Source organism: Pseudomonas sp. CIP-10, from assembly GCF_020911845.1.
GTDB lineage: Bacteria > Pseudomonadota > Gammaproteobacteria > Pseudomonadales > Pseudomonadaceae > Aquipseudomonas > Aquipseudomonas alloputida.
Genome location: NZ_CP087160.1, coordinates 2,526,021 through 2,535,604 on the forward strand (window position 1 = coordinate 2,526,021; position 9,584 = coordinate 2,535,604).

Consider the following 9,584-nt stretch of genomic DNA (forward strand, 5'->3'; position numbering starts at 1 on the left):
TCTCCGCCCGCGTCACCAGGGAATCGGCGTGCCATCCCACGCCCAGAACGTTCCGCTTTGCGCCGGGCCGTGACGGCTCACAAGTGCCAGGATGCAGGTGGCGGCAAACGCGGGCGAGAACAGTTTGCCCGGCGGCACATTGCCCTGAAAGGGGCGGGAAAGCTGGGTGTCGGTGGTGCCGGGATGCAATGCAAGTACCGTTGACGCGGGGTTCAGTCGCTTCAGCTCGATGCTTGCAGTGCGCAGAAGCTGATTGAGCGCGGCTTTGCTGGCACGGTAGCTGTACCACCCACCCAGGTGATTGTCGCCGATCGACCCAACCCGCGCCGACAAGGCGACGAAGGCCATCGGTTGCCGACGCAGCAGCGGCAGCAAATGCTTGAGCAGCAGAACAGGGGCGAAACAGTTGGTTGTGAAAGTGCTCAGCAACCCCGCCATGTCTAGCTGGGTCAGTGCTTTTTCAGCCCTCGCCGGGCCTTCTTGCAGCACGCCAAGCGTGCTGAAGACCAGGTTCAGTTGGTCGCAGCAGGCGCCCACCTGCGCGGCCAGTGTTTGCAGTGCCTGCTCGGATCGGGCGTCGCAGTCGAGGCGAACCAACCGTCGCCCGTGCTCTGTGAACAAGGTATCCAGCGCAGGGCTGGTGGTGGCGCGTCGCGAAACGGCGAACACCAGCCCGATGTCATCGCGCGCCAGCAACTGCGTGCACAATGCCAGGCCAATCCCTTGGCTGGCCCCGCAGACCAGCACGTTGGCGGGTGTGTGAAGGTCGTTTATCAGGCTCATTGGCGTGTCCTCTTGGCCGGGCGCTGGCGCCTCGTCCTGTGATGCCTGCCAACGTTCTTGCACATGGCAGGGGTGAGCTCACAGCAGGATATAGTCGCTGTACTGCCGTAAGCCGTCATGGGGCCCTTCGATCAAGTGCACGTAACGGCCGTTCACCCAGTCGATCGACAGGCAATCGTCGACGTCCAGTACCGCATCGGTATGCGGCTTGAGCCAGTCTGCCTGCAGGCGCTGCTTGGCCAGTTGCTTGGCCTCGGCCTTGTCCCTGGCCACCACCAGCAGGTAGCGGTGTGCCTCGCCAAACACCCCGGGCTCGTAGCCGCCCAGGTTGATGAAGAACAACCTGGGATCGTGTGGGCCAGGCGCTACCTGACTGAATTCGAGGCGGTAGTGGTCAATACCGTCGACTTCCATCCATGCGTCGATGTGCAAGCCCGTTCGGCTCCCGAACCAGGCTTGGCGCAAATGTGGGTAGGCCTGTTCAAGTGAGTCCGCCTGGGCGAACAACACATCGTGGACCTCGATATTGGCCCGTGGGTGGCGTCCACCGAGCATGACGACGTACAGCATGAGCAATTCCTTCTATCTCGACTTTCATGGGTGTTCGATAACGGGGCGCGAGGCTTGCAGAAATATGCATGCTGGGCATTGAAAACTATACATGGCTCGTCAAATATCTGTACAAGCGTCTACTATTGTATAGTATTTAGCAAAGTGCTCGAGGTCAGAATGGCGCACCCTGCACGTTGGACCTGTCTGTGCCTGTTGCTAGCCGCCATGTCGTCGGCGGCAGACTGGCGAGCGGAGCTGCCTGCGGCGCAACGGCTGGGCGCCGGTGATTTCACCTGGTTCGGCCTGCGGCTGTATACCGCCCGGTTATGGGCAGTTGGCCCGGTTCAGGACTGGAACCAGCCGTTCGCCCTTGAGCTGCTCTATCACCGTTCATTGTCCCGGGACACGCTGGTCAAGGCCAGCCTCGAGGAAATGCAACGCCTGGGTGGCGGCAGCATGACGGCACAGCAACGCGCGGCATGGACCAGGGCGATTGAGCAGGCATTCGTGGACGTTAGCCCTGGCATGCGCATCACGGGCTTGTACCTGCCGGGGCAGGGTTGCCGCTTTTACGTCGACGGCAAACTGAGCCACGCGATCGACGATCCGGTGTTCGCCCGGGCCTTCTTCGCCATCTGGCTTGACCCGCGGGCCAGAGACCCCCAATTGCGTCAGCGGCTGCTTGGGCTGGCTGGCGATGACTGAGGAGCCTGAACATGTACAAAGCGCTGTTGCTGGCTGCCTGCCTGCTTCTGGGCAGTTGTGGCAATGTCGGTGTCGAGCACTATGCCCAGGAGCAGCCGAAGCTGGACCTGGCGGCGTTCTTCTCGCGCCCGGTTCAGGCGTGGGGGATGTTCCAGAAGCGTTCCGGTGAGGTGGTCAAGCGCTTCCATGTGCGCATCGACAGCCGCCGCGAAGGTGAACGGCTGATCCTCGACGAACATTTTCTTTATAGCGATGGCACACGCCAGCAGCGTACCTGGACGCTGGTGCCGGACGGCCCCGGGCGCTGGCGGGGAACCGCGGGGGACGTGATCGGCGAGGCGCGTGGCGAAGTGGCGGGCAACGCGCTGCGATGGCGTTACCAACTGGACCTGCCGGTCGATGGGCGGCACTGGCAGGTAGACCTGGACGACTGGATGTACCTCATGGATGACGACACCCTGATCAACCGCTCGAGCATGAGCAAGCTGGGCGTTGAGATTGGCCAGATCACCTTGTTCTTCCGCCGCCTGCCAGAGGGCACACCATGAACCTGATCGCGCTGACCCAGCTGGTTTCGACCGGCGAAGCCAAGGAACTTGAACTGCTGTCGCTAGAGGGGGGCTTCTACCTCCTGCGCGCCCTGACCGACGCCGGCCCTGTGACATTGAGCGATGCCCAGGGGCAGCCCGTGCGCGTGCGCTCCACGACCGAACTGCGGCAGTTGCTGGCCGACCTGCCGCCGGTGCCCTGCATGCTGGTGCAGCAGGTGGTGCACGATGAGATGTGCGGGCAACGCGACGGCCCCATCGCGCCGCTGCGCGTACCGGTAACGCTCACCAGCCAGTGGTAGCCCGGACGATGCGCCTGGGCCTGGTGCTGGGTGACCAGCTGTCGTTCGACCTGGCAAGTCTGGCGTCCCTTGACCCTGCTCGCGATGCGGTCCTGATGGCGGAAGTGGAGGGGGAGGCCCGATACGTACCGCATCATCCGCTGAAGATCATTCTCATCTTCAGCGCCATGCGGCATTTTGCCCAGGCCCTGCGTGAACGGGGTTGGCAGGTGCACTATGTCGAGCTGGATGCCGAGGGTAACAGCGGCAGCATCGTGGGGGAGTTGCGTCGATGGCAACAAGCCTTGGGCGCCACCCACATTCACTTGACCGAGTGCGGTGAGTGGCGCCTGGAGCAGGCCTTGCGTGATGCCGAACTGCCGCTTGTATGGTTTCGCGACACGCGTTTTCTGTGCTCCCGTGAAGCCTTCGGGCGCTGGGCCACAGAACGTCGCCAGCTGCGTATGGAGCACTTCTACCGTGGCATGCGCAAGCGAACCGGCCTGCTCATGGAGCCTGACGGCAGCCCGGCAGGTGGGGCCTGGAATTTCGATGGCGACAATCGCAAACCGTTGCCACGGCAGCTGCGTGGCCCGTTCGCTGCGCATTTCGCGCAAGACGACATCACCGCAGCGGTGGTGGCCTTGGTGCGTCAGCGCTTCAGCGACCATTACGGTGGCGTCGACGGTTTCGACTACCCCGTGACCCACGCCGAGGCACAACAGCTGTGGCAGCATTTTCTGGATTTCGGCCTGGCGGCTTTCGGTGACTACCAGGATGCGATGGCCGAAGGCGAGCCGTACCTGTTTCATGCGCGCATCAGTGCGGCGCTCAACATCGGGCTTCTGGATGTGCGTCGTTTGTGCGACGACGTCGACAAAGCCTGGCGCGAGGGGCGGGTGCCGCTCAATGCAGCCGAAGGCTTCATTCGCCAGTTGATCGGCTGGCGTGAGTATGTGCGTGGCATCTATTGGCAGCGCATGCCGGCGTATGCCGGGCTCAATCACCTGAACAACGACCGGGCGCTGCCAGAATTCTACTGGACCGGGCACACCCGCATGCGCTGCATGGCCCAAGCCATCGGGCAGACCCTGCGGTTGGGCTACGCTCACCATATCCAGCGGTTGATGGTTACCGGCAACTTCGCCTTGCTGGCCGGTATCGTGCCGACCGCGATTTGTGAGTGGTACCTGGCGGTCTACATGGATGCCTTCGAGTGGGTCGAACTGCCCAACACGCTTGGCATGGTGATGCACGCCGATGGCGGCTACCTGGGGTCCAAGCCGTACTGCGCCAGTGGTCGTTATATCCAGCGCATGTCCGATCATTGCAAGTCTTGCAGTTACAGGGTCGACCAGGTGACCGAAGAGGAGGCCTGCCCGTTCAATGCCTTGTATTGGCATTTTCTCATTCGCCATCGCCCCCAGCTCTCGGCTAACCCGCGCCTGGCCCTGGTTTATCGTAGCCTCGATGGCATGCCCGCTGGCCGTCGCGATGCCGTGTGGCAACGTGGCCAGTCATTGCTGGCGCGGCTCGATGCGGGGCAGGCGTTATGAAAAAGAGCCTTCTGCCCAGCAAGGTTTGCGTGGTGTGTGGCCGGCCGTTCACCTGGCGCAAGCGCTGGGCACGCTGTTGGGAGCAGGTGCGTTACTGCTCCGAGCGATGTCGCCGGTCAGCGCCGCGCCGCGATGCGCGCCAGCAGGGGCAGGGCCAACGCCCAAATCGGCATCAGTAGCAGGCCGGTTTCCAGCGCGCCCAAGGGCAAGGAGACACCTGCCAGCCTGGCGCCGCCTACGTAGGCCAGAGGGCCGCCAATCGCCCCCAGCAGTGCGCCGATTCGCCAGTGCCTGCCGGCCCATGCCAGGCTGTGACGCATCCCGCTGGCCAGCACCAACCACAGCAGCGCTAGCCACAGCGGCAGGGGCCAGGCGTCGAAACCGAACACCCCCAGTGCTCCCAGCACGCTGTCGAGCACACAGCCGATAAAGGTGACGCGCACCAGCGCCTTGACCTCGGCATGGATGTCCGGGCACAGGCGCAGGTGCACTGCCACGCCCGGAATCACCAGCAGCAACAACAAGGGCCGCTCGGCCCCCAGCACGCAGATCCACCAGCCGGCTTGCAGCCAGAGGGCATTGGCGATCAGCCAGCGGCTGCGCATCAGGCACTGCCAGGCAAGGGCGCGCGGCGTGCCTGGGGTGCTGCCCAGAGCAGGTGCGCAACACCGATGGCGCGTTCCTCGAAACCGCCTTGGCAGTAGCAGAGGTAAAACTCCCACAAGCGCTGGAACATGTCGTCGTAGCCAAGGTCCGTCAGCGCAGTGCGTGCCTGACGCAGGTTTTCGCGCCAGTGTCCCAGGGTGTGGGCGTAGTCCAGGCCAAAATCTTCCATGTGCACAAGGTTCAGGCCAGTGTGCCGGCTGGCGGTGTCGAGCAACACGCTCAGCGAAGGCAGGGCGCCACCGGGGAAGATGTACCGCTGGATAAAGTCGACCGAGCGCTGCGCCTGGGCATAGCGCTGGTCGCGGATGGTGATTGCCTGCAATAGCATCAGGCCTTCAGGTTTGATGAGCGAAGCACACTGGCGGAAGTACACCGGCAGGTAGCGATGGCCAACCGCTTCGATCATCTCGATCGAAACCAGTTTGTCGAACGTGCCTTGAAGGTCGCGGTAGTCTTCGCGGAGCACTTGCACGCGCTGCCCCAGCCCCAAGGCCTTGACGCGCTCCAGGGTATGGCTGTACTGCGCCTCGGAGAGCGTCGTGGTGGTGACCCTGCAGCCGTAACGGGTGGCTGCGTGGATAGCGAGGCTGCCCCAGCCGCTGCCAATTTCCAGCAGGTGATCGTCAGGGCTCAGTTCGAGCTTCTGGCAGATGCGCTCCAGCTTGTGCAACTGGGCCTGCTCCAGTGTTTGCCCCGGGTGTTCGAATTGCGCAGCCGAATACATCATGGTGGGGTCCAGCAGCCGCTCGAACAGGGCATTGCCCAGGTCGTAGTGGGCCAGAATGTTGCGCCGGGCGCCGCGCTTGTCGTTGCGGTTGAGCCGGTGCAGCAGGCGCAGGGCAGGGCGGCCCAGGCGGGCCAGGCCGCCCTCGAGCGCGTCGAGCACTTCAAGGTTGGCGACGAACAGGCGGGTCACCAGCGCCAGGTCGGGGCTGCGCCAATAGCCGTGAATGTAGGCTTCGCCAGCACCGATCGAGCCATTGCCGGCGATCAGGCTCCAGGTGGCGTCATCGAGGATCTCCACCTCGGCCTGCAACGGGCTGTCGGCATCACCGAAACTCCACTGCTGCCCGTGGCTGAGCAGGCGCAGGTGGCCGTGACGCAGCTTGCCCAACTGGGCGAGCACGGCGCTTCGTGCCAGCCCGCCGAGCAGGGGCGCAAGGCCTGCGAACTTGCTAACGCTCAGGGTGGGATTTGACATCATCAAGGTCCTCGCAAGGTTGGCCGAGTGCCAGGTCACCCTGGCAGGGGGTGTGGTCATGCACGGGGGTGCGTTTGAGTAACAGGCGAAGCGCTTGCCAGTAGATGGCCGAGACAGTGCGCAGGCTCATCCATGGGAAGTTCAGGACATACCGACGCAGCGCTGCTCCATCCAGTGGCGTGCGGCGCAGGGCGAGGTCGGCCTCGAACACCTTTGTGCCGTCTTGCCAGTTCTGCATCTGAATGCGTACATGGTCCGTGTCCAGGAAGAAGCGCAGGCGATAGTCCATGTCCAGCGGCATGAACGGTGACACATGGAAGGCCTTGCCTACGCTGAAGGGCCTGGCAAGGTTGCCTTGCACCGGGAGCACGTAATGAAAGCGTTCACGCCAGGGCGTGTTGCGCACTTCCATCAGGATCGCGGTCAGGCACCCGTCGCGGTCATGGCAGAAATAGAAGCTCACCGGGTTGAACGACAGCCCCCAGCACCGCAGTTGCGTGAGCAGCTGTACCCGGCCTTCGGGCAGGTGCCCCGTCGCCTGCCCGACCAGCAAGCGTGCAGCCTGGGCCAGCGATTCGCCTTGGCGGGTCAGGGCGGGCAGGTAGTCGGTTTCGCGCCAGCACAACGGCGCCAGGCGCCAGCGTCCCAGCCAGCGTGACAGGCCCATCAGCCAGGATTGTTCGTCCAGGTCCAGGTAGAACATGCCGATCCGGTAGCGGAACGCGTGGGCCCGCGGCGTCAGCCGACGGTGGCTGATCCAGCCCACGCAGAGGCTGCTGTTCACAGTTGCTCTCCGAAGTGCACGGCCACCTTCAGTGCGCTGACCACCCCGTCTTCATGAAAGCCATTGCCCCAGTAGGCGCCGCAGAAGTAACTGTGCTGTTGCCCTTGCAGTTGCTCTTGGCACGCTTGCGCGGCGGACGCTGCAACGCTGTACTGGGGATGGGCGTACTGGAAGCGGGCGATGACCTGCGCCGGGTCTATCAGTGCGGTCTGGTTGAGGCTCACGCAGAAGGTTGTCGGTGCCTGGATACCTTGCAGAATGTTCATGTTGTAGGTCAGCGCGGCGGGAGCCCGCTCGGGGCCGCCCAGGCGGTAGTTCCAGCTGGCCCAGGCGCGCTGGCGGCGTGGCAGCAGACGGGTATCGGTGTGCAGCACCACGTCGTTGCTGGCATAATCGATGGCGCTGAGTACGGCGCGCTCCTGGTTGCTGGGGCTTTCCAGCAGCGCCAGGGCCTGATCGCTGTGGCAAGCGAACACCACATTGTCGAAGCGTTCGGTGCCGGCCGCGCTCACGAGGGTCACGCCACCTTCGTCGCGGCTGACGCGGTAAACCTTGCAGTTGAGGCGGATGCGCTCAGCGAACGGTCGGCACAGCGGTGCGACATAGCTGCGCGAGCCGCCTTTGATCACCCGCCACTGTGGGCGTTGGTTGACCGACAGCAAGCCGTGGTTGCGACAGAAGCGCACAAAGAACTCAAGCGGGAAGTGGAGCATGTCTGCGCGAGACATCGACCAGATCGCCGACCCCATTGGCACGATGTAATGATCGATGAAGCGTTGCCCATAGCGGTTCGCTTGAAGGTAGTCGCCCAGCGTGGTGCTGGCATCGATACGCTGGTTGTCCAGGTCGGCCAGTGCCTGACGGTTGAAACGCAGAATGTCCCGGATCATCCCCCAGAACCCTGGGGACACCAGGTTGCTGCGTTGGGCGAACAGGGTGTTCAGGTCGTGGCCGTTATATTCCAGGCCCGTCATCGGGTCATGCACGGAAAAACTCATCTCGGTCGGCTGTGAAGGGACCTTGAGCTGGTCGAGCAAGCGGATAAAGTTCGGGTACGTCCAGTCGTTGAAGACGATAAAACCGGTATCTATCGCATGCCGCTGGCCTTTCCAGACCACATCAAGGGTGTGGGTGTGGCCCCCGACCCATTGCTCGGCCTCGAAAACCGTGACTTCGTGCTTGCGTGACAGCAAATGGGCGCAGGTCAGCCCCGCGATGCCACTGCCGATGATTGCTATACGCATGGATCATCATTCCTGTTCATGACGGGCGAGGCGTTGGCCCAGCGCCAGGCGCAAGCGCGCGGGCAGCGCCCCGAGCAGGCGCAACACCCAGGTGAAAAGACCGGGGAAGTTGATTTCCAGGGGGCGGCCGGGCAGGCGCCTGGCGATATGCCGGGCGGCACGCTGCGCAGACCACAGCTGTGGCATGGGGAAATCGTTGCGACGGGTCAGTGGCGTGTCCACGAAACCTGGGCTCACCAGGGTGACCGCGATGCCTTCGCGAGCCAGGTCGATTCGCTGTGACTCCACCAGATAGCGCACTGCGGCCTTGGACGCGCCATAGGCGCCAGCGCGGGGCAAGGCCAGCCAGGTCACCGAACTGCCCATCACCACCAGGTGGGGGCGTTTGCCTGCGCGAAGCAAGGGCAGTGCCGCCGCCAGGCAGTAGCTGACGCCCAGCAGGTTGGTGCGCATGACGCGCTCGACCAACGCCGGATCGAAATGCCCAGGCTCCAGGTATTCGCAGGTGCCGGCATTGAGAATGGCCATGTCCAGGCCTCCCCAGGCCTGCTCGATTTGCGCAGCGATGCCGGCGACCTGCTCCGGGTTGTCAAGATCGCCAATGGCCAGCAGTACCTGCCCAGGAAACCGTTCGGCCAGCGGGGCAAGGCGGTCGGCGTGGCGCCCGCCCAAGGCGACCTGGTGGCCTTGTTCCAGGAGGATTTGCGCGAGCGCGGCACCGATACCGCTGCTGGCGCCGGTCAGCCAACAGCGGCTCATGCCAGCCTGCCTTTGAGCCAGCGGATCGCAGTGCCCATGACGGGAAGGTGCTCATAAAGCAGGGCACCGGCGTCGAAATAGTCCTGGTGAAAATGCACACGGTCGCGCCAATGCAGGCAGCTGCACCCTTGCAACGTGATCGGCTGGCCCCCCGCCAGGCGCGGGTGGCAAAACTGCAGTGTCCAACGCAGGTAACCTTGCCCGGGCTTTACCTCGTCGGCGCTGGTGAAGGCGTAGCGGATATCGGTGGCGTTGGCGTACAACTGCTCGAAGTAGGCGCGCAGGGCCTGCAGCCCCTGTATCTGGTGCAGGGGATCACGGAAGGTGACATCGTCGCTGTACAGTTTATCCAGCGTGTCGAGGCTCGCCCCATCAAGGCGGGCGAAGCGCTCGGCGAACTGCTGTAGGTACGCTGACATACTGGGCTCCAGGCAATCCTGTACAACATTGAATTGTTGTACAGGTATAACTGAAGCCTAAGCTTTTATCTATACAAGTCAACGTC

The 9,584-nt window shown here is 63.5% G+C and carries 13 protein-coding genes; 5 read left to right on the forward strand and 8 right to left on the reverse strand.

Annotated elements, in window-relative coordinates:
* Positions 1 to 12 precede the first annotated feature (12 nt).
* Together LMH93_RS11480 and LMH93_RS11485 are read right to left on the reverse strand one after the other, a co-directional pair.
* Positions 13 to 783 (reverse strand): SDR family NAD(P)-dependent oxidoreductase, encoded by a 771-nt coding sequence (locus tag LMH93_RS11480; RefSeq protein WP_070095519.1) that lies wholly within the window; start codon positions 781 to 783, stop codon positions 13 to 15.
* Positions 784 to 861: 78 nt separating this feature from the next.
* A complete protein-coding gene (locus tag LMH93_RS11485; RefSeq protein ID WP_230065171.1) occupies positions 862 to 1,353 on the reverse strand; it encodes a DUF1543 domain-containing protein in 492 nt (163 codons plus the stop codon).
* Between the two features lie 159 nt (positions 1,354 to 1,512).
* Between LMH93_RS11485 and LMH93_RS11490 the strand changes: the two genes are divergently transcribed.
* Genes LMH93_RS11490 through LMH93_RS11510 form a run of 5 tightly spaced genes read left to right on the forward strand, consistent with a single transcriptional unit; the run spans position 1,513 to position 4,604 of the window.
* The gene (locus tag LMH93_RS11490) at positions 1,513 to 2,040 is read left to right on the forward strand and encodes a chalcone isomerase family protein (RefSeq protein ID WP_230065172.1); all 528 of its coding nucleotides are present in this window, start codon (positions 1,513 to 1,515) and stop codon (positions 2,038 to 2,040) included.
* An 11-nt stretch (positions 2,041 to 2,051) separates the two neighbouring features.
* A complete protein-coding gene (locus LMH93_RS11495; protein WP_019751189.1) occupies positions 2,052 to 2,588 on the forward strand; it encodes a DUF3833 domain-containing protein in 537 nt (178 codons plus the stop codon).
* Positions 2,585 to 2,890, forward strand: coding sequence for a DUF6482 family protein (locus tag LMH93_RS11500; protein WP_003254009.1), 306 nt, complete (start codon positions 2,585 to 2,587; stop codon positions 2,888 to 2,890). The genes LMH93_RS11495 and LMH93_RS11500 overlap by 4 nt, the downstream gene beginning before the upstream one ends.
* Before the next feature lie 8 nt (positions 2,891 to 2,898).
* A complete protein-coding gene (locus LMH93_RS11505; RefSeq protein ID WP_108191605.1) occupies positions 2,899 to 4,425 on the forward strand; it encodes a cryptochrome/photolyase family protein in 1,527 nt (508 codons plus the stop codon).
* A complete protein-coding gene (locus LMH93_RS11510) occupies positions 4,422 to 4,604 on the forward strand; it encodes a DUF2256 domain-containing protein (RefSeq protein ID WP_004576510.1) in 183 nt (60 codons plus the stop codon). The genes LMH93_RS11505 and LMH93_RS11510 overlap by 4 nt, the downstream gene beginning before the upstream one ends.
* On the opposite strand, the gene LMH93_RS11515 is transcribed toward LMH93_RS11510, so the two are convergent.
* From LMH93_RS11515 to LMH93_RS11540, 6 genes are read right to left on the reverse strand one after another with little or no spacing between them, the layout of a single operon-like run.
* Positions 4,542 to 5,030: a DUF2878 domain-containing protein gene (locus tag LMH93_RS11515; RefSeq protein ID WP_108191604.1), complete on the reverse strand. Its 489-nt coding sequence runs from the start codon at positions 5,028 to 5,030 to the stop codon at positions 4,542 to 4,544. The genes LMH93_RS11510 and LMH93_RS11515 overlap by 63 nt on opposite strands.
* A complete protein-coding gene (locus LMH93_RS11520) occupies positions 5,030 to 6,292 on the reverse strand; it encodes an SAM-dependent methyltransferase (RefSeq protein WP_230065173.1) in 1,263 nt (420 codons plus the stop codon). Before LMH93_RS11520 ends, LMH93_RS11515 begins: the two co-directional genes overlap by 1 nt.
* Positions 6,267 to 7,076, reverse strand: a complete 810-nt coding sequence (locus LMH93_RS11525; protein ID WP_230065174.1) for a DUF1365 domain-containing protein — start codon at positions 7,074 to 7,076, stop codon at positions 6,267 to 6,269. The genes LMH93_RS11520 and LMH93_RS11525 overlap by 26 nt, the downstream gene beginning before the upstream one ends.
* Positions 7,073 to 8,320: an NAD(P)/FAD-dependent oxidoreductase gene (locus tag LMH93_RS11530; protein WP_230065175.1), complete on the reverse strand. Its 1,248-nt coding sequence runs from the start codon at positions 8,318 to 8,320 to the stop codon at positions 7,073 to 7,075. The genes LMH93_RS11525 and LMH93_RS11530 overlap by 4 nt, the downstream gene beginning before the upstream one ends.
* A 6-nt stretch (positions 8,321 to 8,326) precedes the next feature.
* The gene (locus LMH93_RS11535) at positions 8,327 to 9,079 is read right to left on the reverse strand and encodes an SDR family NAD(P)-dependent oxidoreductase (RefSeq protein WP_230065176.1); all 753 of its coding nucleotides are present in this window, start codon (positions 9,077 to 9,079) and stop codon (positions 8,327 to 8,329) included.
* Positions 9,076 to 9,498, reverse strand: a complete 423-nt coding sequence (locus tag LMH93_RS11540; RefSeq protein ID WP_003254001.1) for a nuclear transport factor 2 family protein — start codon at positions 9,496 to 9,498, stop codon at positions 9,076 to 9,078. Before LMH93_RS11540 ends, LMH93_RS11535 begins: the two co-directional genes overlap by 4 nt.
* Positions 9,499 to 9,584: the final 86 nt, after the last annotated feature.

What these genes read in the sequence shown, in the direction of transcription:
- LMH93_RS11480 (WP_070095519.1), bottom strand. Translation starts at nt 783, where the DNA reads ATGAGCCTGATAAACGACCTTCACACACCCGCCAACGTGCTGGTCTGC.
- LMH93_RS11505 (WP_108191605.1), top strand. Translation starts at nt 2,899, where the DNA reads ATGCGCCTGGGCCTGGTGCTGGGTGACCAGCTGTCGTTCGACCTGGCA.
- LMH93_RS11515 (WP_108191604.1), bottom strand. Translation starts at nt 5,030, where the DNA reads ATGCGCAGCCGCTGGCTGATCGCCAATGCCCTCTGGCTGCAAGCCGGC.
- LMH93_RS11510 (WP_004576510.1), top strand. Translation starts at nt 4,422, where the DNA reads ATGAAAAAGAGCCTTCTGCCCAGCAAGGTTTGCGTGGTGTGTGGCCGG.
- LMH93_RS11495 (WP_019751189.1), top strand. Translation starts at nt 2,052, where the DNA reads ATGTACAAAGCGCTGTTGCTGGCTGCCTGCCTGCTTCTGGGCAGTTGT.
- LMH93_RS11530 (WP_230065175.1), bottom strand. Translation starts at nt 8,320, where the DNA reads ATGCGTATAGCAATCATCGGCAGTGGCATCGCGGGGCTGACCTGCGCC.
- LMH93_RS11500 (WP_003254009.1), top strand. Translation starts at nt 2,585, where the DNA reads ATGAACCTGATCGCGCTGACCCAGCTGGTTTCGACCGGCGAAGCCAAG.
- LMH93_RS11535 (WP_230065176.1), bottom strand. Translation starts at nt 9,079, where the DNA reads ATGAGCCGCTGTTGGCTGACCGGCGCCAGCAGCGGTATCGGTGCCGCG.
- LMH93_RS11520 (WP_230065173.1), bottom strand. Translation starts at nt 6,292, where the DNA reads ATGTCAAATCCCACCCTGAGCGTTAGCAAGTTCGCAGGCCTTGCGCCC.
- LMH93_RS11485 (WP_230065171.1), bottom strand. Translation starts at nt 1,353, where the DNA reads ATGCTGTACGTCGTCATGCTCGGTGGACGCCACCCACGGGCCAATATC.
- LMH93_RS11540 (WP_003254001.1), bottom strand. Translation starts at nt 9,498, where the DNA reads ATGTCAGCGTACCTACAGCAGTTCGCCGAGCGCTTCGCCCGCCTTGAT.
- LMH93_RS11490 (WP_230065172.1), top strand. Translation starts at nt 1,513, where the DNA reads ATGGCGCACCCTGCACGTTGGACCTGTCTGTGCCTGTTGCTAGCCGCC.